General features: G+C 48.4%; 22 protein-coding genes. 3 read left to right on the top strand and 19 right to left on the bottom strand.

Annotated features, from left to right (window positions below; genetic code table 11):
- Window positions 1–6: 6 nt before the first annotated feature.
- The 8 genes from KNP91_RS01860 to KNP91_RS01825 all read right to left on the bottom strand — a co-directional run bounded on the left by KNP91_RS01860 (window position 7) and on the right by KNP91_RS01825 (window position 8,163).
- Entirely contained in the window at window positions 7–1,734 is a 1,728-nt protein-coding gene (locus tag KNP91_RS01860) for a sensor histidine kinase (protein WP_214765324.1), read from the bottom strand.
- A gap of 2 nt (window positions 1,735–1,736) precedes the next feature.
- Complete coding sequence (locus KNP91_RS01855; RefSeq protein ID WP_012369919.1) at window positions 1,737–2,453, bottom strand: response regulator transcription factor; 717 nt, start codon at window positions 2,451–2,453, stop codon at window positions 1,737–1,739.
- Window positions 2,454–2,641: 188 nt separating this feature from the next.
- Complete coding sequence (ccsB, locus tag KNP91_RS01850) at window positions 2,642–3,808, bottom strand: c-type cytochrome biogenesis protein CcsB (protein ID WP_012369918.1); 1,167 nt, start codon at window positions 3,806–3,808, stop codon at window positions 2,642–2,644.
- Window positions 3,805–5,346: a cytochrome c biogenesis protein ResB gene (gene resB, locus KNP91_RS01845; protein WP_234944581.1), complete on the bottom strand. Its 1,542-nt coding sequence runs from the start codon at window positions 5,344–5,346 to the stop codon at window positions 3,805–3,807. Before resB ends, ccsB begins: the two co-directional genes overlap by 4 nt.
- Window positions 5,347–5,367: 21 nt before the next feature.
- Window positions 5,368–5,958, bottom strand: coding sequence for a redoxin domain-containing protein (locus KNP91_RS01840; RefSeq protein ID WP_012369916.1), 591 nt, complete (start codon window positions 5,956–5,958; stop codon window positions 5,368–5,370).
- A gap of 126 nt (window positions 5,959–6,084) precedes the next feature.
- Window positions 6,085–6,846, bottom strand: a complete 762-nt coding sequence (locus KNP91_RS01835; protein ID WP_012369915.1) for a pseudouridine synthase — start codon at window positions 6,844–6,846, stop codon at window positions 6,085–6,087.
- On the bottom strand, window positions 6,846–7,418 hold the full coding sequence (gene scpB / locus KNP91_RS01830; RefSeq protein WP_012369914.1) for an SMC-Scp complex subunit ScpB: 573 nt from the start codon (window positions 7,416–7,418) through the stop codon (window positions 6,846–6,848). Before scpB ends, KNP91_RS01835 begins: the two co-directional genes overlap by 1 nt.
- Window positions 7,408–8,163: a segregation/condensation protein A gene (locus tag KNP91_RS01825; protein WP_214848313.1), complete on the bottom strand. Its 756-nt coding sequence runs from the start codon at window positions 8,161–8,163 to the stop codon at window positions 7,408–7,410. Before KNP91_RS01825 ends, scpB begins: the two co-directional genes overlap by 11 nt.
- 94 nt (window positions 8,164–8,257) lie before the next feature.
- Here KNP91_RS01825 and KNP91_RS01820 point away from each other — a divergent pair, with 94 nt between their 5' ends.
- Entirely contained in the window at window positions 8,258–8,722 is a 465-nt protein-coding gene (locus tag KNP91_RS01820; protein WP_214848311.1) for a DUF309 domain-containing protein, read from the top strand.
- Between the two features lie 32 nt (window positions 8,723–8,754).
- Here KNP91_RS01820 and KNP91_RS01815 read toward each other — a convergent pair whose 3' ends face one another.
- The 10 genes from KNP91_RS01815 to KNP91_RS01770 form a co-directional block, all read right to left on the bottom strand.
- Entirely contained in the window at window positions 8,755–9,102 is a 348-nt protein-coding gene (locus tag KNP91_RS01815) for a GNAT family N-acetyltransferase (RefSeq protein ID WP_012369911.1), read from the bottom strand.
- 230 nt (window positions 9,103–9,332) lie between these two features.
- Entirely contained in the window at window positions 9,333–9,860 is a 528-nt protein-coding gene (locus tag KNP91_RS01810) for a type 1 glutamine amidotransferase domain-containing protein (RefSeq protein ID WP_041261530.1), read from the bottom strand.
- Between the two features lie 97 nt (window positions 9,861–9,957).
- The gene (locus tag KNP91_RS01805; protein WP_012369909.1) at window positions 9,958–10,395 is read right to left on the bottom strand and encodes a peptidylprolyl isomerase; all 438 of its coding nucleotides are present in this window, start codon (window positions 10,393–10,395) and stop codon (window positions 9,958–9,960) included.
- Window positions 10,396–10,499: 104 nt separating this feature from the next.
- Window positions 10,500–11,504 (bottom strand): S66 family peptidase, encoded by a 1,005-nt coding sequence (locus KNP91_RS01800; protein ID WP_214848309.1) that lies wholly within the window; start codon window positions 11,502–11,504, stop codon window positions 10,500–10,502.
- Window positions 11,505–11,590: 86 nt separating this feature from the next.
- Window positions 11,591–12,892: a pyrimidine-nucleoside phosphorylase gene (locus KNP91_RS01795; protein WP_214848307.1), complete on the bottom strand. Its 1,302-nt coding sequence runs from the start codon at window positions 12,890–12,892 to the stop codon at window positions 11,591–11,593.
- A gap of 51 nt (window positions 12,893–12,943) precedes the next feature.
- Window positions 12,944–13,756, bottom strand: a complete 813-nt coding sequence (locus tag KNP91_RS01790; RefSeq protein ID WP_012369906.1) for a purine-nucleoside phosphorylase — start codon at window positions 13,754–13,756, stop codon at window positions 12,944–12,946.
- 19 nt (window positions 13,757–13,775) lie between these two features.
- Window positions 13,776–14,948 carry a phosphopentomutase gene (gene deoB / locus KNP91_RS01785; RefSeq protein ID WP_012369905.1) on the bottom strand — a complete coding sequence of 391 codons (1,173 nt, stop codon included), beginning with the start codon at window positions 14,946–14,948 and terminating at the stop codon, window positions 13,776–13,778.
- A 123-nt stretch (window positions 14,949–15,071) separates the two neighbouring features.
- Entirely contained in the window at window positions 15,072–15,956 is an 885-nt protein-coding gene (xerD, locus tag KNP91_RS01780) for a site-specific tyrosine recombinase XerD (protein ID WP_214765332.1), read from the bottom strand.
- A 125-nt stretch (window positions 15,957–16,081) separates the two neighbouring features.
- Window positions 16,082–16,564, bottom strand: a complete 483-nt coding sequence (gene fur / locus KNP91_RS01775) for a ferric iron uptake transcriptional regulator (RefSeq protein WP_026828821.1) — start codon at window positions 16,562–16,564, stop codon at window positions 16,082–16,084.
- A gap of 96 nt (window positions 16,565–16,660) precedes the next feature.
- Window positions 16,661–17,197 (bottom strand): NUDIX domain-containing protein, encoded by a 537-nt coding sequence (locus KNP91_RS01770; protein ID WP_012369902.1) that lies wholly within the window; start codon window positions 17,195–17,197, stop codon window positions 16,661–16,663.
- A 184-nt stretch (window positions 17,198–17,381) separates the two neighbouring features.
- On the opposite strand from KNP91_RS01770, the gene KNP91_RS01765 reads away from it, so the two are divergent.
- Window positions 17,382–18,236: an aldo/keto reductase gene (locus KNP91_RS01765; protein ID WP_012369901.1), complete on the top strand. Its 855-nt coding sequence runs from the start codon at window positions 17,382–17,384 to the stop codon at window positions 18,234–18,236.
- Window positions 18,237–18,304: 68 nt separating this feature from the next.
- Window positions 18,305–18,961, top strand: a complete 657-nt coding sequence (locus KNP91_RS01760) for a type 1 glutamine amidotransferase domain-containing protein (protein WP_012369900.1) — start codon at window positions 18,305–18,307, stop codon at window positions 18,959–18,961.
- 68 nt (window positions 18,962–19,029) lie between these two features.
- On the opposite strand, the gene KNP91_RS01755 is transcribed toward KNP91_RS01760, so the two are convergent.
- Window positions 19,030–19,653 carry a hypothetical protein gene (locus KNP91_RS01755; RefSeq protein WP_214848305.1) on the bottom strand — a complete coding sequence of 208 codons (624 nt, stop codon included), beginning with the start codon at window positions 19,651–19,653 and terminating at the stop codon, window positions 19,030–19,032.
- Window positions 19,654–19,719 lie beyond the last annotated feature (66 nt).

Here is a 19,719-nt window from a genome sequence, read left to right as displayed (position 1 = left end):
AGCGAATCATAAAGTTCGCTTCCTTTGTTTTTTTGGTAATTGAATTCGGAAAACGGATCCTTTGCCCAGCTCACTTTCGACCTGAACTTCCCCATCATGCGACCGAACGACGTTTGCGACAATCGCAAGACCGATTCCGGTTCCCGTCTTGCCGCGTGTCCGGGCCTTGTCCGCCTTGTAAAAACGGTCAAAGACGAACGGGACATCTTCTTCCGGAATACCGTCCCCTGAATCAATTACAGATAAAGATATAGTTTCCCTATCTTCCGTGATTTCAATCTTGATTTTCCCATCTTCTGTATACCGCAACGCATTTCCAAGCAGGTTCGTCATCACCTGATCCATTTGGTCTGGATCAGCTTCAAACTGAACGTCGGGACCGGTTACTTCAAACGAAACCCGCTTTTCAAGCCCCATCTGCTTAAACTTCTTGACCATCCGTTTAGCGAACGGAACGGCATCGATCGGTTCAATCCGCTTTTCCTGATACCCGGCTTCCATCCGTGCCAGATCCAGTAAATCGTTGACAAGACGGGATAGGCGTTGCGACTCGTCATAAATGATTGACGCAAACTCTTTTGTCGCCTCGTCACTTTCCGTCATGCCGTCGACGATCGCTTCCGAATAACCTTGCAGCATGACGAGCGGCGTCCGCAGTTCATGACTAACGTTTGCGACGAAGTCAGCCCGCATCTTCTCCAGTTGCTGGGCTTCCGTCATATCGCGCAGGACAGCAACGGCTCCGATTTGTTCTTCCTGCTCAAGTAGCGGACTGACGATGATGATGTAAAAGCGGCCTTCCCGTTCAAAGGAAACCGTCATTTCTTTTTCTTTACGCATGACCGTCTGGAATAATTCAATCAACTCGTCCGGAACTGGACCACCCGCAAGGAACGCTTCCGCCGGCGGATTGGTCGCCAGTAACTCCCCTGATTCCGAGAAGGTCAAGACACCGTCCGCCATACATCTTAGGATGGACGACAGCAAATGACGTTCCTTATCAAGATCCGTGACATACTGATTGAGTTGACTGCTCATTTCGTTAAATGCCAGCGCCAAATCACCAATTTCATCGCGCGAACGCTGGGTCAGGCTTTGATCAAACTTTCCTTCCCCCGCTTCGACGACCGCCTGGCGAATCGTCCGGAGCGGTGCCGTAATACGGGTCGACAGGAAGAATGCAAAAACGGTCGTTCCGATGATCGCGAGCAACACACACAGCTGAATGATTTGTCGTGCCCCTTCATTCGCCTGTTCGATGTTCGTCAATTGTTCAATCAAATACATCGTCCCGCTACCGCTTTCCGTAATGAACGGAGCACGGTAAGCAAGTGCCGCTTTCCCGTTAAACGTTTCATAGTTCCCAATCGCCGTTTCCCCTTCTTCGCCGTCAACGGCTTTCCAGTTTTGACGTTCGAGCTCCTTGATGATCCGCTTGGCTTTTGCTTCCGAGATATTCGTCTCGACCGTATTGTCCTTCGACGTCGCAATCAAGGTCGCGCCGTAAATATCGGTAATCTCGATCGCGGTCGCCGATCCTTCTTCCAGTCCGCTGTGGGCTTGAAAGACGGTTTCGACCTGCTGACCGAGTTTCGCAAGATGACCGCGTTCCTGTTCGATATGAAACGAATTGAAAAATTCGAGTAATAAAATCGTCAAGGCAATCAAGACGACGGAAACGAGCAATAAAATCGTCCCCCACAATTTAATGACGACGCTCTGTAACCATTTCATCGTCAGGCGGGATTATTCTCGAACTTGTATCCGACACCCCAAACCGTCGTGATCATTTGGGCAGCATTCGGAGACAGACGGTTCAGTTTTTCACGCAGTCGCTTGACATGCGTATCGACCGTCCGTAAATCGCCGAAAAATTCATAGTTCCAGACTTCTTTTAATAACTGTTCCCGCGAAAAGACTTTATCTGTCTGCTTGGCAAGGAAATACAGCAATTCATACTCTTTTGGTGTCAGATTGACTTCCTGCGATTCAACCGTGACGCGGTGGGCATCATTGTCGATCGTCAAGTGCGGGAAGACGATGACATCTTTTGTTTTCGCATCCGTGTGCAGGAATTTCGTAGCACTTGCCCGTCGCAGAATGGCTTTGACGCGGAGCACGACTTCCCGCGGACTGAACGGTTTGACGATATAATCGTCCGCGCCCATTTCAAAACCGTGGACCCGGTTCGTCTCTTCCCCTTTTGCCGTCAGCATGACGATCGGTGTCGCTTTCGTTTTACGTAGTTCTTCACAGACCTGCATGCCATCAAGCTTCGGCATCATCAAATCAAGTAGAATCACATCATATTCTGTTTCAAGTGCCATCTCGAGAGCCGTCTCTCCGTTGTCGGCTTCTTCAATCGTAAAGTTCTCACGTTCGAGATACATTTTTAATAAACGCCGAATCCGTTCTTCATCATCGACGACTAAAATACGCGCTTCTTCTGACATCAGTTGATTCCTCCCATGAACTAATCTGTCTGACTCTATCCTACTACTCTTCTAGTATACTATGAAACAAAAGAAATAGCGTCTCTGACCGCGGAAATCGGTCGCGTCTGCTGAAAAAAGGATGGACAACGGAATTCATCTTCCGTCGTCCATCCTTAAATGATTATTCTACTATTCGGTTTCGTTGCTTACGCGTAAGAGTGAAGTCCGGCAACGACCAAGTTGACGAAGACGAGGTTGAACATGATGACGGCAAATCCGCCGACACATAACCACGCTGATTTTTTACCGATCCAGCCGCGCTGAATCCGCATGTGGAGATAGAAAACGTAAAACAGCATCGTGATCAAAGCCCATACTTCTTTCGGGTCCCAACCCCAGTAACGGCTCCAGGCCATCTGTGCCCAGATCATCGCGAAGATCAATCCACCGAGAATGAAGACCGGCAACCCGATTGCAATCGCACGGTAGCTGATTTCATCCGCCGTCTCAAGATCAATTTTACGGGCAATCGGTTTGAGGCTTTCAGCCAACCGTTTCCGGAGAATGACGAAGCGGAGCAGAATGTACAGCACCAATCCACCGATCAACGACCATAAGACCGTATTGACTTTGTTGGCATTAAGGAAGTTCGGTAATTCAATGACAGCACCTGAGCCGGAAATGATTTTTCCGTTTTCAGGACCGGTCAGAACCGGCATCGTATACTCATGTTGCATCGTCGCTCCGTTTTTCGCGACGTATTCAATCGTCGAGTTCGTTCCGAGTCCGTTGAACAACAATCCGACCAGGATATAACCGACGACACAGACGAGTGAGAACATGACGACTTCAAGCCACGTCCGTGTTTTCGATTCTTTGTTGAAGTCGGTCGCATGGATCAGGTACAACAGTCCGGTCGCAAAGCTGACCGCAAGGATTCCTTCTCCGAGCGCTGCCGTCGTCACGTGGATTTTCAACCAGACACTTTGAAGTGCCGGAATCAACGGTTGGACTTCGTCCGGGAACATCGACGCATAGGCGATGACAAGCAAGGCAACCGGCATCGCCACAAGTCCGAGGACGTTGTTGCGGTAAATACCATAAACGATCAGGAAGCCAAGTACCATCATCATTCCAAAGAATGTCGTGTACTCATATAAATTCGACACCGGTACGTGCCCGGCACCAGCCCAGCGTGTGAAGAAGTAGCCGAGTTGCGCTGCAAATCCGACGATGGCGAGTGAAAAGGCAATTTTCCCTGAACGGCTTGGTCCCTTTTTACCGCTTGTTGCGACGGCAAAGAACCCGGTACTGATCAGATATAAGATAAAAGACGTCAGCAGTAAATTACCGCTTAAACTAAGCAGGTTCATTTCATTTCCCCCTCTTCCCGCAACTTCTGGCGGTCTTCCAGTTGCGGAAGTCCCACTTCAGTCAAGGCGAGATTGACTTCTTTTTGAAGTCCAAGTGCATTTTTATTCGTAAATCCGGCAATGTTAATCTGCCCGTTCCGTTCTTTTAACCAAAGTCTGCGGTGCGGCCAGTACATACCTAGTAACAGCCCGACCATGAAGATCATACCGCCGGCAAACAGGAATGGAAGCGTCAAATCTTTTTTGATCCGGACGCCGGAAATGTTCGACAGTTCTGTACCGGCGAAGCCCATCTTGTATTGGTTCTCATCGCCGCCGACATTCAGTTTAATCCCGATCAGACTGCGCTCACCTTTCGGATGTTCCGGTGATTTGATCGTAAAGACAAATGCCGGATTGACCGGACGCGACGAGTTCGTCGTCGGTTTTCCGTCTTTAACGACAAAGTCCGGCAGGAAGTCTTTTAGTTCGACATCATACCCGTTCTTTAATTTGTAAGTTTCCTGCGGGTTACGCAAGTCGACTTTAATCGTATCGACGACTTTGCCTGTTTTTTGATTCTCGATATTAAAGGACATCGTCTTGAACTCCGGATCCGCTGCATATTGTTCCTGGAAAACTTGATAGTTTCCGAACTCGAACGGCTGGTTGACGGCGGTCTCACCGGATTTAACTTTTTCAAGTTTCGGTTTGAAGTCTTCCGTCATTCCGGTTTTTTTATACAACGTCATCTGGGTATCATAGTTTTTCGGAACACTTCCGCCGGCGCGTTTCAACGCTTCTCTGAATTTCTCAGGCTCTTTTGCCGGATCGTAAAACTCAATGTTAAACGAGTTGTTTTCGAGATAATACTTGTTGTCCGTCGCTTCGACCGGCAGCGTTTCGCCTTCACGAATCCACATCAGCTCGTCTTCGTGCATCCCGGGAACAATCCGTAGCATCGCTCCACCAAAGAACAAGACAAGCCCGATATGATTGATGTATGGACCCCAGCGGCCGAAACGTTGTTTCTCCGCAAGCAGTGCGCCGTCTTGTCGGCGGATCTTATACCCTTTTTTCTTCAGCAACGGTTCAATGGCATCAATCTGTTTAACCGTCCCAGTCGCTTCAGCGCCAAATCGCTGACCGCCCATAAAACGGTCGGACTGGATGACCGGTTGTTTCTTCAGCGCGCGATACAGCGGGAAGAAACGGTCGATCGATACGATGATGATGGATAACAGTAATAATGTGATTAAGCCGATATACCACCAGGATTCAAATAAATTATGGAAACCGAGGGCATAATAAATTTCACCGGCCGTTCCATATTCCTTCCCGTAAAACTCTTCCGGCGGAACTGCTTGCGGAATGTACATTTCCTGCGGGAAGATGGTTCCGACGCCGCTTGCGATGATGATTAAGCCGATCAGCCATAAGCCGACTTTGACGGATGAAAAGAACGTCCATGTCCGGTCGATCCACGATTGATTTTTTCGTTTTGAACGAAGCTCGGCTTCCTCATAACGCATATCCAGTTGCTTATACTCCTGCTGCATCATAAATTCCCCCTCGATGCGTTACTCGTTTGCTTTTTTAATCATTTCTTCTAACTTCGCCTGGTCAATCTCACCTTCATACTTTTCAACGACCTTACCTTCTTTGTTGATGATGAATGTCACCGGCAGGTTGTAGATTCCGTATGCTTTCTCAACGGCACTGTTCGTGTCCATCAAGACCGGATAATCGGTTCCCCCGATTTCCTTGATGAAACTCGATACGCGGACCGGCGTCTCACCGACGTTGACGGCTGCAAAATTAACACCTTCTTTTTGCATCATCTTGTAGTTGTCGTTGATCAACGGCATTTCTTTTTTACACGGTTCACAGAATGTACCCCAAAAATTGAGTAAAAGTCCTTTGCCTTTGTACTCGTCCATCGTATGTTGTTTTTCTCCATACAAATCAACAAGTGCAAATTCCGGCGCATCATCTCCAGCCAGGACTCGACCGTCCTTATCGCGTGTCGCCTGATCGACAAACTGCATGATGACGACCGCACCGGCGAATAATACCATCGTCATGATCATTAACCGCCAAAATGAACGTTTTTTCTTCTTTTGCTTCGCGGCTGCTAGCCGCTCATCCGGGTTCTGATTCGTTTTTTTCATGTTGCACCGCCTCCAACCATATTGTACTTGAAATCGCTTAATTGTTGACAGAATGTGAAATACGTTAATCGTTTTGTCACAAACAAAGAAAACTCAACCCGCAGGCTGAGCTTCTCGCTTTACAAATTAACGTTTTTTTGTGTTCTTACGTCTTTTCGTAGGGGCAGCTACCGGATCCGCCAGCTCACGCAATTGATTGACTTCTTTTTTCGAAAGTTCACGCCAGTCGCCTGATGTTAATCCAGCAAGCGTCAGGAAACCAAACTGTTCCCGCTTCAACTTGATGACCTCTGCGCCGAGTGTTTCGACCATTTGTCGGACTTGGCGGTTATGGCCTTCATAGATGACCATTTCTAAAATTGCCGTATTCTTTTTCTTATCGATATCACGCATCTCGACGCGTGCTTTACCGGTTTTGAATCCGTCCGGTAAGACAACACCTTTTTCGAGACCTTTGACATGATAGTAATCCGGCACGCCTTTGATTTTGACGATATAACGTTTCGGTACTTTGTATTTCGGGTGAAGCAAGAGATTCGAAAACTCACCGTCGTTCGTCAGGAGCAGCAAACCGCTTGTGTTGTAATCGAGACGGCCGACCGGGAATACACGGTGACCCGGTGGGACGAGATCAACGACCGTTTTACGGCCTTTATCATCTTCCACCGTCGAAACGACACCTGTTGGTTTATACAGCATGTAGTAGACGTGTTCTTCCCGTTCGAGTTTGACGCCGTCGACTTCAACTTCCGCACGTCCGCCGACTTTCGTCCCAAGTTCCGTGATGACTTTCCCGTTGACTTTGACGCGTCCTTCTGTGATCAGTTCTTCTGCCTTGCGTCGCGATGCGACACCGGCTTGGGCAATAATTTTTTGTAGACGTTCCATTAATTTATTCTCTCCTCTAATGACGGTTCATTCCGGAAAAACAAATCCCCATCCGCTTCGAGTGTTTCTTCAAACTCGAGCGGCGGCAACTCTTCGATACTGTTCAGTCCGAAGTGATCCAAAAAATGATCCGTCGTTTTATACAATTTAGCACGCCCGACGCCTTTCGCGCGTCCGGCTTCATCAATTAATCCTTTTGCACTTAACGTGTGGATGACACGCTCCGTCTTGACACCGCGAATGACTTCGATGTCCGCCCGGGTAACCGGCTGTTTATAGGCGATGATGACGAGTGTTTCCATCGCTGCGCGTGACAGGCTGTCTTCTGCCAGCGATCCAGCATATGCCTGCACATACGGCGACATCTCTTTGCGGGTGACCATTTTGAACACACCACCGGATTCGACGATTTGCAACACCCGTTCCTCCGCTTCAAATGTCGTCTGGAGTGCATGTAACTGTTCCCGGGCCGCTGCCTCACTGATTTCAAGAACTTGACTCAGACCACGCGGATCGATTCCATCGTCTCCGACGACGAATAATAAACTTTCAATGATTCGCTCATACGCCAATCTGATTCTCCTCCTTCACTAAGGCGCGCAACAGGATATCGTCGCTCATTTGCTCACAGGCGACGACACGTTGTTTGACAAGTTCAAGTACAGCCAGGAAACTAACGACCAATTCTTCGACGGTCGGTTGTTCCGTGAAGAAACCAAAAAATGTCGTCCCTTCATTGGCAAAAACATATTCCGAAACATGAATCATCTGTTGTTCAAGCGTCCGTTCTTCCCGTTTAACGGTTTTCGAACGCCGTACTTTCCAGGCGACGCGTTGACGCATTTTCTCATAGGCACGCAACAAGTCGCTAAAAGACAAGTTCCCGCTGAAATCTTGATTGTCCGGATCGAGATACGTCATCAAGTCTTCCGGCTGTTTTGAAAACAGTTCCAGCCGTGCTTCTTCCTTTTCTTTTAAAACAAGCGCCGCTTCTTTGTATGCTTTATATTCAATCAGTTGCTGAATCAACCCTTCACGTGTCGGATCCTCTTCAAAATCCGGAACGTCTTCGAAATCCGCCTGTTCGACAGGTAACAGTTGTTTACTTTTTAATTGCAGGAGCGTCGCTGCCATGACCAGATATTCACTCGCCACATCAAGTTCGAGATGTTGCATGGCCCGGATATAGGACACATACTGATCCGTCACGATCGAAACGGAAATGTCATACAAATCAATCTCCAGCTTACCAATCAAATGCAACAACAAATCCAACGGGCCTTCAAACGCATCCATCTTTACACTGTATGATTCCATGATTCTCCCTGCCCATCAACGTTTTTTGCGCCTTAGTATACCACACATCACCTGATTTCGACTATGCTATATTAAAAGGAAAGGAGATCAATCCATGCATCCGATTGAACAATTTGCATTTGAATTCAATGTCCAACAAGACTATTTCGAATGCCACGAAGTACTCGAAGAACTGTGGCAGGCCGGTCAACGACAAGATGAATCCCTCGTCGCATTGATTCAGCTCGCCGTTGCCCGCTACCATCATCGCCGGGGAAATGTATCCGGGGCGATGCGGATCTATCCGAAAGCTTTCCGAAAACTCGAACGCCATGCCGGATCACTCGCCGGTCAAGGAATCGATATCCCACGCCTGCTCGCTTTACAACCATTGTTCATGCAACCCGACTATACGCATATTCCGTTGCCGCTCGCAGATGGTCTCGAACAACGGGTCAACAGTCTCCCGATTGAACCGGTGCAGGATTTATCGTTCTTGCGGCATAAACATCTGTTGCGCGACCGTCAGGATGTAATCACGGCACGACAGACGGCTCTTGCGGCACGCCAAAAAAAATGAAAAACCGGTCCGTAACTTACATGGACCGGTTTTTATTGATTTTTCCACTTTTCAACAAGTCGACTCGTTTCGTCCGTTGCACCCGTAATTTCCATCCGCAGCATTTTTTCGGCTGCATCCAGTAAGATATACGACATCCGTTCTCCGCGGAACGATGGCGACAAGGCGATATGTTTCAATTCAGCGTGGCCATCCACTAATTGAAATCCGATAATGCCGATAAAATCTTCATCCTGCTTATAGAGATACAACTGTTGATTTTCATCTTGTTCATAGGTTTGAACCGTTTCAAGCAAATACTTCGGATCCTTCACTTCACACGAAAAAGCGATTAACCCCATCGCGGTCCGTTCATTCAACTTTTTATATTTTACTAGCATCTGATTCTACACCTTCCTAGTTTCAACAACTCTCAGGAACATGATCAACTGAGACTTGTTTATTCTACACCTTCTCGTCTCGAATTGCTTCATTTTTCGTGAAATCAAGTAAAAAGACGGCTTGATCCATTTGAAATCCCACCGTCTTTCCCTTACTTCGCAAACGCGACCCCCCTGTCACGAAACAGGGAGGTGGGCTCTGACATTATGCGCTTTTACCGACTGTCTGATTACTTCGATCCTTCGAGGACGCGGATGAATTCCCGCATGTAATCTGGCAAATCGGGCGGACGGCGGCTCGAGATAATATGTCCGTCGACGACGACGGGTTCATCATGCCACGTTGCGCCGGCATTCGTCATATCGTCCTTGATTCCCGGTGTGCTTGTGACGTTGATGCCTTTTAAGACACCGGCTGAAATCAAGACCCATCCGGCATGACAGATTTGACCAATCGGCTGTTTCGTTTCGTTAAAATGACGGACCATCGTGAGGACCGAGTCAAACCGGCGCAGTAAATCCGGTGACCAGCCGCCCGGAACAAGAATCGCATCGTAATCGGCCGGATTGATTTCGTCAAACGTTTTATCCGACACAATCGGAACACCGTATTTTCCGATGTATTTTTCACCGGCTTTCTCGCCGACAATGTCGACCGTCGCCCCTTCTTCGCGTAACCGGTGGACCGGGTACCACAGTTCTAAATCCTCAAAGTCGTTACTGACGAGTTGAATAATCTTTTTTCCTGCTAACCGCATCATAAATCGCTCCTTCATTTTTCAGTTCTTGTTGTCAATTCCCGTATTGGGCGAAAAAAAAACTTCCCTTCTTTAATCAAAGAAGGGAAGAAATCACTTACGCTTCAACGCGAATTTCTTTAATGCCAGCGCCTTGTTTCATTTTTGTCGCATGTTCAAGACCTGATGTCACTTGTCCGAAGACTGTGTGAACGCCGTCGAGATGCGGTTGCGGCTCGTGAACGACGAAGAATTGGCTTGACCCTGTGTTACGACCTGCGTGCGCCATTGAAAGCGAACCGGCTTTATGCTTGTGCGGGTAAGATGTTGATGTTTCACACGGAATTGTTTTACCTGATCCGCCTGTACCATTTCCGATCGGGCATCCGCCTTGTGAGACGAAACCAGGAATGACACGGTGGAAGTTTAATCCATCGTAGAAGTTCGAGTTCGCAAGGTTCTCGAAGTTTTCTGTTGTGATCGGTGCATCGTCGTTAAACAATTCGAACTCAATTTTATTACCGTCTTCCAGTAAGATATATCCTGTTTTTTGCATGTGTATACCAACCTTTCGCGCTTTTCAGCTGTGGTGTTCGCCGCGGCATCCGCGGCTCCGTTACCTAGTGTATCAAATCTTCGTAAAAAACGCAGGTTTTTTACTCACTTCACTGCGGATTCGAGAATTTCAATCACGACACTTTCACCCGCACTGACCGCTGCCTGAATCCCGTTCGGTAACGGGAAGACCGGATCGGTATGCCCGAAGTCCGCATTAAGCACAATCGGGAAGTCATAACCGCGGGTCGCCCGCAACAGAATGTCCTTCAGCGGGAATTCCGGAGCAAACTCGACTTTACTGTGAAAACGTCCGACGACGATCCCAGAAATCTTGTCATACGCTCCGAGATGACGGAGTTGCGTAAAGTACCGGTCAATCGTCTCCGGCGTTTCACTTTCGTCGTCTTCAAGCATCAGAACCGCCCCGTCAAGCGACGGCATGTACGGTGTCCCGGCAAGCAGCAGCAGTGTCCCGAGATTGCCGGCAACGATTGGTCCCGTCCCTTCACCTGTACGGGCAACGACATAGCCGTCATTCGCGACGTGTGTTCGTCTCCGGTCATCATTGACGTCCCAACGCAGACCTTCATCCGTCCATTCATCCGACGCTTCGATTGGACCGATCGGATCCGTCTGCATCAACGTTCTTTCAAACCATTCTTTTGTATAGTCATCGAGACCATGCAGTTGGCCAAATTGCGGTAAAATCGCCGGTCCGACAAATGTCGTCAAACCGGTTTTCGTCTGGATGCCGGACAACAGAGCCGTAATATCGCTGTATCCCATAAAAATTTTCGGATTAGCTCGAATCAAATCGTAATCGAGTTCATCAAGCAGTTGATGCGAGTTGAAGCCGCCGATGGTCGCAAAAATCGCTTTGACATCCGGATTTTTGAATGCCATATGCAGGTCTTGAAGCCGTTCCCCGATCGTACCCGCCGTATGACTGTGAACCGCTGTCGCATTCGGCATTAAAAGGACCTTAAAACCCATCCGTTCCAGTGTTTCAATCCCCCGTTGCAGACGACGCGGTACATAAGCTGCGACCGCAGAAGCCGGCGAAACAATCGCAATCGTATCGCCGACTTTTAATTGAGCTGGTTTCATCTGTGTTCCCCCCTTACATTCTTCATTTCACTATAACAAAAAACAACCGACTGGGAAAGAAACCCAGACGGTTGTAAGAAAAAACCTTATTGAATGACAGCGTGGACAAGCGGACGTGCTTCCGGTTTTGTCTCGCTGATGTGATACGCGTGATCCATTTTCTCGATGGCTTGATCGAGTGTTTCTTTGTTCGAACGGAGTATCGCGATGACATCACCGACTTCGACTTTATCGCCGACTTTTTTGAACAGGGTAACACTTGCTGCGTGATCGATGACATCGGTCTTCGTTGCACGACCGGCACCGAGGATCATGGCTGCGACACCGACTTCATCCGCGATGATTTCCGAAACGTATCCTGCTTTCGATGCGACGAAATCTTTTTCGAATTTCGTTTCGAGTGCTTTTGTCATATCGTCGACGAGTGACGCATCGCCGCCTTGTGCCGCGATGAATTTCTTGAATACGTCAAGTGCTGCTCCGTTCGCGAGACGTGTCTCGAGATCCGCGTACGCTTCGTCAAACGTCGGGTAGAACTCCCCGAGGACTGCCATGTGTGACGCAATCGTCAAGGCGATGACTTTCAAGTCACGGACATCTTTTCCTTGCAGGACTTCAATCGCTTCCTTGACTTCGTTCGCATTTCCGATTTCATTTCCGAGCGGCTGATCCATGTCCGTAATGACGGCAATCGTCTTCCGGTTCACACTTTTACCGATCGACACCATTTCTGTCGCGAGTGCTTTCGCGTCTTCAAATGATTTCATGAACGCGCCTGAACCTGTTTTCACGTCGAGGACGATACTGTCAGCACCGGCTGCGATTTTTTTCGACATGATTGAGCTTGCAATCAACGGAATCGAGTTGACCGTTGCTGTCACATCACGTAATGCGTAGAGTTTTTTGTCGGCAGGTGTCAGGTTGCCTGTCTGACCGATGATGGCCATCTTGATGTCGTTGACTTGAGAAACGAATGCTTCTTCCGACAATTCCACATCAAATCCAGGGAACGCTTCGAGCTTGTCGATCGTTCCGCCTGTGTGACCAAGACCGCGTCCGCTCATTTTCGCGACAGGAATTCCGATTGACGCGACGAGTGGTGCAACGATAAGACTGATTTTATCGCCGACGCCGCCTGTTGAGTGTTTGTCGACTTTTTTACCGTGGATACGGGACAAGTCGATGACGTCACCCGACTCGACCATCGCCATCGTTAAATCCGCGATTTCACGGTCTGACATGCCTTGATAGAAAATCGCCATCGACATTGCTGACATCTGATAATCTGGAATATCGCCGTTCGTGAAGCCTTCAACCATTGCTTTAATATCAGCAGTCTGTAATTCGCCGCCGTCTCGTTTTGTTGCAATCAAATCTACCATACGCATAATAAGTTCCTCCTCATGGGGTCGTTCGTATTTTTCATCAGTTTTTGATGCTTACATTTTTTTAATCGAACCACGGACAAGTGACAGGAAGTGGGCGCGGACGCGTTCCGTCGTCTCGATGACTTCATCGTGATGAAGCGGTTGATCGAGAATTCCGGCTGCCATGTTCGAGACGCACGAAATTCCGAGCACGCGCATATCTGAGTGACGGGCCACGATGACTTCAGGGACTGTCGACATCCCGACGACGTCTCCGCCGAGTAAACGGGCAAGTTTCACTTCTGCCGGTGTTTCGTATGTCGGACCTGTATTGCCGAAGTAGACGCCTTGACGGACGTTGATGCCGAGTTCGTCAGCCGTTTCCTGTGCAAGACGCAGCAATTCCGCGTCATACGGTTTTGACATATCCGGGAAACGCGGACCCATCTCATCGACATTTTTGCCGATCAGCGGGTTTGTCCCGAAGAAGTTGATGTGATCCGTGATCAACATCAGATCCCCCGGCTCAAATGCTTCGTTACAAGCACCGGCTGCGTTTGTGACGATCAGTGTTTCGACACCGATTGCTTTCATGACTCGGACCGGGAATGTCACCATCTCCATCGAGTAGCCTTCATAGAAGTGGAAACGTCCTTGCATCGCAACAACCTGTTTGCCTTCCAGCGTACCGAAGACGAGTTGTCCGGCATGGCCTTCCACTGTCGAGACCGGGAAGTTCGGGATATCACTGTATGGAATCGCAATCGGATTTTCGATGTCGTCAGCGAGGACACCGAGTCCAGAACCGAGAATCAAACCGATTTCTGGTTTCGCCTGCATTTTGCTTTCTAAATACGTACGTGTTTCATTCCAGTTGACTGTCATCTGAATCGCTCCCTTAAAATTAAAGTTCTGACAAGAAACTCTTTCCGTGTGCCGGCATCTTCACGTTGAAGTTATCGGCAACCGTCGCTCCGAGATCGGCAAACGTTGAACGGATACCGAGATCTTTCGCAGCTCCGCTTTTCGAATAGACCAACAGCGGGACGTATTCACGCGTATGATCAGTTCCAGGATGGACCGGATCATTTCCGTGGTCTGCCGTGATGATCAACAGATCATCCTCTTGCAGGCGTTCAAAGACTTCCAGCAAGCGGGCATCGAATTCTTCCAGCGCCTGACCGTATCCTTGAGGATCACGACGGTGACCGAACAACGCATCGAAATCGACGAGGTTCAGGAAGCAGAGTCCTGTAAAGTCACGATCGAGTTGCTTCACGAGTTGATCCATACCGTCCATGTTTGATTTTGTCCGAATCGCGTCTGTCACACCCTCACCATCGAAGATATCCGCAATTTTACCGAGCGAGATGACATCGAGTCCGGCTGTTTCCAGTTCGTTCATGACAGTCCGGTCAAACGGTTTCAGCGCATAGTCGTGACGGTTCGACGTCCGGACCCATGCTCCTTGCTCGCCGAGGAACGGACGGGCGATGATCCGGCCGAGCATGTAAGGGTCGTCGCGGGTAATATCACGTGCATATTCACAAATCCGGTACAGTTCTTCGAGCGGCACGACTTCTTCGTGTGCAGCGATTTGCAGAACCGAGTCAGCAGATGTATAGACGATCAATGCGCCGGTATCGACGTGTTCCTGTCCGAGTTCATCGAGGATTTCTGTTCCGGATGCCGGTTTGTTCCCGATGATTTTCCGTCCCGAGAATGTTTCCAGGCGACCAATCAAATCTTCCGGGAATTTCTCAAACACGCGGAACGGCGTATCAATCCGCAAACCCATGATTTCCCAGTGGCCTGTCATCGTATCTTTACCGGCCGAGACTTCTTCCATCTTCCCGAAAGAAGCAATCGGTGCAGCATCTGCAGATACACCTTGAACCGGTTCGATATGCGACAAACCAAGCTGAGCGAGATGCGGCATATTCAGACCATTCCGCTGTTCTGCGATATGTCCCAGTGTATGCGCACCAAGATCACCGAATTGTTCTGCATCCGGTGCTTCTCCGATTCCTACAGAATCCATGACGACTAAAAATACACGTTTGAATGATTGAGCCATATTAAAATTCCTCCTATATGCTTATTGCTTATTACTAAAATAAATCCCGTTTGAATTTTCCCGTAAACGGACTAGACAAAACACCCTATTTGTCTGAAGTCAGACCTTTTGATGTTAAAACCATCACGCACGTGGATGATGGTTCTTATAGACATCATGTAGTCTGGCTTTATTGACATGGGTATACATTTGCGTCGTCGATAAATCGGCATGTCCCAACATTTCCTGAACGACACGTAAATCGGCTCCGTTCTCGAGAAGGTGGGTCGCAAACGAATGACGCAAGACGTGGGGCGTGATGTCTTTTTCAATTCCCGCTTCTTTCGCCCGGCGTTTGATCATCTTCCAGAAACCCTGACGCGATAACCGATCGCCGCGACTGTTGAGGAACACATAATCCGTTTGCCGTCCTCCGAGACTGTTCCGGGCCAGCTCAAGATAAACCGAGACGCTGTCGATCGCCGTCTGACTGATCGGAATAATCCGGGTTTTGTTACCCTTTCCAAGACAGGACAAGTAACCGAGTTCAAGTTGCAAATCACTCAGCGTCAGTTGTAACAATTCACTGACACGCATACCGGTTCCGTACAGCAATTCAAGCATCGCTGCATCACGCCGGACGAGCGGGTCATTTCCGACGACTGAGTCAAGCAGTCGGACGATATCGGTTTGACTCCAAACCACCGGCAGTTTTTTATCCGGCTTCGGTAAATCAAGATGACGCGACGGGTCGTGACGGACGATTTGACGTTCCACCAAAAACTGATGAAACGATCGAATCGAGCTCGTCGACCGCCGAACCGTCGACCGTGATTTTTGCGCCTGTAACAAGGATTCAATATGAAGGACGATCTGGTGGCGGGTGACTTCTTCCGCTGACGAAATCCCCTGCTGTTCAAGCGTCGTCAAATACTGGTTTAAATCATTTCGATAAGCAGCTGCCGTGTTCGCTGACATCTGCCGTTCAATTACTAAATAGTCGATAAATGTCTCCAGTTGTTGCCTCACTGAACTCATCCTCTATCATTAAGAAATCGCTTACTTTCCCATCATATCAAAGGTGTAAACCGTTGTGAAGAGGTCTGACCTATATTTTTCAAAAAGAAAAACCGCCCTCTTTTAGATGAGGACAGTCAGACGGTTTGTGTTTGTGATTGCTCCAGTGCTTCACGTGCATGCCGCTCCTGGCATACCCGGCATACACCATGGAACGTCAAACGGTGATCCTTGATTTTAAATTGGAAACGCGTGACGATTTCTTTTTCGACTTCTTCTAACATATCATCCAAAATTTCCTCGACGGATCCGCATTCGATACAGACGAGATGATGATGCGAGTGACTCGCACCTTCCTGCCGTAAATCAAATCGGGATACGCCGTCTCCGAAGTTGACTTTATCAACGACTTCAAGCTCCGTTAATAATTCAAGTGTCCGGTAGACCGTTGCAAGTCCGATGTCTGAGTTTTTTTCTTTGACCAATAAAAAGACATTTTCCGCACTTAAATGGTCCGACTCATGTTCCAGTAAGATCCGTACGGTCGCTTCACGTTGGGGAGTCAGCTTATATCCTTTACCGCTCAGCTGTTTTTTAATGCGTTCAACACGACTTTCCATCATAGCGCCCCCTTTGGTCGAAACTGATGGTTTTATCATAGCCGATAATCTGTGGTTTTTCAAATTAAAATGATTATCAACTGAAAATCATTAGCTTTAGAATGATTTTAATGTACGAATGTGCCAATGCTGAATCGCCATGATCGTTTTCGCATCGACAATCGTCCCATTCGCTACAAGTTCAAGCGCCCGTTCAAGTGTCAACGTCTGGTTTTCCAGAAACTCATCTGCATCCAGCTGACGCTCTCCCGCAGTCAAACCGCCTGCTTCATAAATATGTACGCGTTCGCTGCAAAAACCAGGAGCTCCGTAAAAATCAAACACGTGGTTCAGCTCAGTTGCCGTGTATCCCGTTTCTTCTTTCAGTTCACGCCCTGCGCACTCTTCCGGATTTTCCCCTTTTTCCAACTTTCCGGCCGGGATTTCAATTGACAATTGCTCGAACGCTTTCCGGTATTGCTCAACGACCAACAAATCTCCTTTTTCATCAAACGCGATGATGGCGACTGCACCGTTGTGATAGACCAGTTCGCGAATCGACGTATTACCGTTCGGCAGACTGACGACATGTTTCTCAACGTTAAATACTTTTCCTTCATAAATAACTTCGCGCTCTAGTGTTTTTTCTTCCATCCTGAACACCTCTTCTAATCGGATTTCTTCTCTTTCACAGTATGCCTGTTTTTTGATTCTTGATGCAAGTCTGTTTCTTTTCCATTGCAATGCCCATTCCGTACAAATCCACCCGGGAACATCGTGGATCAAATATGCTAAACTGATACACAGTAGCACCAGTCGAAAGAAATGAGGGATTGATATGACATTAGGTTTAGGTACGATGACGATTTTAAAACGCGGTCAAGAGGAAGCAGCCGAAATTCTCCGGACAGCGCTCGACGAAGGAATCGTTCACTTCGATACGGCGGATGTCTATGCCAACGGCGCAGTCGAGTCATTGATTGGACAGACATTTTCACCGGAAGACCGCAGCCGGATCTTTTTAGCTTCAAAAGGCGGCAACCGGATGAATGACACCGGGACAGGCTGGACGTGGGACCCGAGTTACGACTACCTGAAAAAAGCATGTTTTGAGAGTCTGAACCGTCTCGAAACACCGTATCTCGATCTCTATTATGTCCATGGCGGAACGATGGAAGACGATCTGGATGCCTCGATTCGTGCCATGAAAGACTTGCGGGAAGAAGGACGCATTAAAGAATATGGAATTTCGTCCCTCCGTCCGAACGTCATCAATTATTGGCTTGACCACAGTGACTTCAGTTATTTGATGACACCGTATTCGCTGCTCGACCGCCGGATCGAGGAGTTATTGCCGCGGCTGCAAGAACGTAACATCAAACTCGTCGCCCGCGGACCGCTCGCGAAAGGTCTTCTGACGACGGAAAGCATGTCACGTCTTCAATCGGTTGACCGGTTTGAACAATATGACAAGGAGCAGCTGGAACACGTCCTGTCGACGTTACAGGATTATCCGCTCCCTGCAATGGCTCTGCAGGCCGTTGATCAACAAGCCGATATCGTGTTGCCCGGCGCATCGAGCGTGTCGCAACTGCAGGCGAATCTGCAGGCGATGCGGGAACCGTTGACTGCTGAACAGATCGCACATGTTTTGTCGCTTCTGCCGGTTCATACGTACACAGAACACCGGTGAGGTTTGAATATTTTATCGGAAGGGAAACTTCTTCTTTGTAACGTTATTACAGAGGAGGAGTTTTTATCATGTCAAAAATTTTAATCGTATCTACAAGTGCTGACGATATGAACGGTCACAAAACCGGTTTATGGTTCGAGGAGTTTGCTGCTCCATACAACCTGTTTAAGGAAGCCGGTCATGATGTCACGGTCGTTTCGGTCAAAGGAGGCGACGTACCGATTGATAAAGCTTCAATGGTTAAAGAAATCCTGCCTAAATTCCAGGAAGCACGCCGTGCCCTGCACGATACGACGCCACTCGCAGACGTCGATCCTGCTTCATTTGACGCTGTTTACTTCCCGGGCGGCCACGGAGCAGTCGTCGACTTCCCGAACAACCCGCTCGTTGCCGGTGCCATCGAAGCGATGGTCCGAAAAGACGGCGTCGTCGCGTCAGTCTGCCACGGACCTGCTGCCTTTGCGCATGTCACGATTGACGGTAAACCGTTCGTATCAGGTCGTCAAATCAACGGCTTCACGGACGAAGAAGAAAAATCAACAGGACTCGAAGACAAAGTTCCGTTCTTGCTTGAAACTACATTACGCGGTGAAGGGGCAACCTTCCTGACTTCAGATGCCGGAAAAGAATTCGCTGTCATCGATGGTAATGTTGTCACAGGTCAAAACCCTGCTTCAAGTGAAGCCGTCGCTAAGCTTGTCATTGCTAAGCTCGCAATCGTCTAACTTAATCCTGCAAGCAACAAACCCCTTTTCGGTACAGATACCGAAAAGGGGTTTTTGTTGTTTTCACTTTACGGTAAAATCCGTTCATACGCTGCGATTTCACGACTCAGTTCTTCAAGCTTCTGTTTTTGTGTTTCGTACTGTGGCGAAAGCTTGAGATGCTCCTGCTCTAAACTCGTTTGTTCCGCCGGAGTGAAGGCACGGGGAACAATCCGTTCCCGACGGTACCACCGTTTCGGAATAATCGTCGGTTGCGGACCCGATTTCAAAAGCTGATCGACTTGATCGTAGGCTGAACGAACTTCTTCAAACTGATCTTTGACAGACGGATGTTCCTGACGCAATTGTTCGAGACGTGTCGCGACGAACGGTTGCGACTTCAACACCAGCTGTTGTTTAATCGATTGTTTCAGAATCTGTTTGACTTGTGACCGTTGCACATCTGATTCAGCTTCGTCTGCTACGATTTCAAGGTTCAACTCTCCCGCTTCATCTAAAATCTGTTCCATTTCCTCAAACGACAACCAGACCAACTGTTGCGTGACAAACCGGTCAATTACTCCGGATTCTTCATAGTAGTCACCGATTTCTCCGCCTAATTTTAATTCTGCGACAGCGTAATGGACTTGATGTTCAATCATCTCATCCGTGACTTCATCCAACCATTCTTCATAATCCGTAAATACACTCACGTTCGTAGTCCTCCTCTAATCCCGTTACAATTCATTTACTGTACCATATCGTCTGTCTCAAATGCT

The sequence above is a fragment of the Exiguobacterium sp. s138 genome (genome assembly GCF_018618775.1).
GTDB lineage: Bacteria > Bacillota > Bacilli > Exiguobacteriales > Exiguobacteriaceae > Exiguobacterium_A > Exiguobacterium_A artemiae.
This window is presented reverse-complemented; position numbering and strand designations above follow the sequence as displayed.

Excerpts from the sequence above, each read along its gene's own strand:
- KNP91_RS01810 (WP_041261530.1), bottom strand. The coding sequence starts at position 9,860 with ATGCGGTTAGCAGGAAAAAAGATTATTCAACTCGTCAGTAACGACTTT.
- KNP91_RS01760 (WP_012369900.1), top strand. The coding sequence starts at position 18,305 with ATGTCAAAAATTTTAATCGTATCTACAAGTGCTGACGATATGAACGGT.
- ccsB (WP_012369918.1), bottom strand. The coding sequence starts at position 3,808 with ATGAACCTGCTTAGTTTAAGCGGTAATTTACTGCTGACGTCTTTTATC.
- KNP91_RS01790 (WP_012369906.1), bottom strand. The coding sequence starts at position 13,756 with ATGACAGTCAACTGGAATGAAACACGTACGTATTTAGAAAGCAAAATG.
- resB (WP_234944581.1), bottom strand. The coding sequence starts at position 5,346 with ATGCAGCAGGAGTATAAGCAACTGGATATGCGTTATGAGGAAGCCGAG.
- deoB (WP_012369905.1), bottom strand. The coding sequence starts at position 14,948 with ATGGCTCAATCATTCAAACGTGTATTTTTAGTCGTCATGGATTCTGTA.
- fur (WP_026828821.1), bottom strand. The coding sequence starts at position 16,564 with ATGGAAAGTCGTGTTGAACGCATTAAAAAACAGCTGAGCGGTAAAGGA.
- KNP91_RS01765 (WP_012369901.1), top strand. The coding sequence starts at position 17,382 with ATGACATTAGGTTTAGGTACGATGACGATTTTAAAACGCGGTCAAGAG.
- KNP91_RS01770 (WP_012369902.1), bottom strand. The coding sequence starts at position 17,197 with ATGGAAGAAAAAACACTAGAGCGCGAAGTTATTTATGAAGGAAAAGTA.
- KNP91_RS01860 (WP_214765324.1), bottom strand. The coding sequence starts at position 1,734 with ATGAAATGGTTACAGAGCGTCGTCATTAAATTGTGGGGGACGATTTTA.
- KNP91_RS01820 (WP_214848311.1), top strand. The coding sequence starts at position 8,258 with ATGCATCCGATTGAACAATTTGCATTTGAATTCAATGTCCAACAAGAC.
- KNP91_RS01795 (WP_214848307.1), bottom strand. The coding sequence starts at position 12,892 with ATGCGTATGGTAGATTTGATTGCAACAAAACGAGACGGCGGCGAATTA.
- KNP91_RS01825 (WP_214848313.1), bottom strand. The coding sequence starts at position 8,163 with ATGGAATCATACAGTGTAAAGATGGATGCGTTTGAAGGCCCGTTGGAT.
- KNP91_RS01835 (WP_012369915.1), bottom strand. The coding sequence starts at position 6,846 with ATGGAACGTCTACAAAAAATTATTGCCCAAGCCGGTGTCGCATCGCGA.
- KNP91_RS01805 (WP_012369909.1), bottom strand. The coding sequence starts at position 10,395 with ATGCAAAAAACAGGATATATCTTACTGGAAGACGGTAATAAAATTGAG.
- KNP91_RS01855 (WP_012369919.1), bottom strand. The coding sequence starts at position 2,453 with ATGTCAGAAGAAGCGCGTATTTTAGTCGTCGATGATGAAGAACGGATT.
- KNP91_RS01815 (WP_012369911.1), bottom strand. The coding sequence starts at position 9,102 with ATGCTAGTAAAATATAAAAAGTTGAATGAACGGACCGCGATGGGGTTA.
- KNP91_RS01800 (WP_214848309.1), bottom strand. The coding sequence starts at position 11,504 with ATGAAACCAGCTCAATTAAAAGTCGGCGATACGATTGCGATTGTTTCG.
- KNP91_RS01840 (WP_012369916.1), bottom strand. The coding sequence starts at position 5,958 with ATGAAAAAAACGAATCAGAACCCGGATGAGCGGCTAGCAGCCGCGAAG.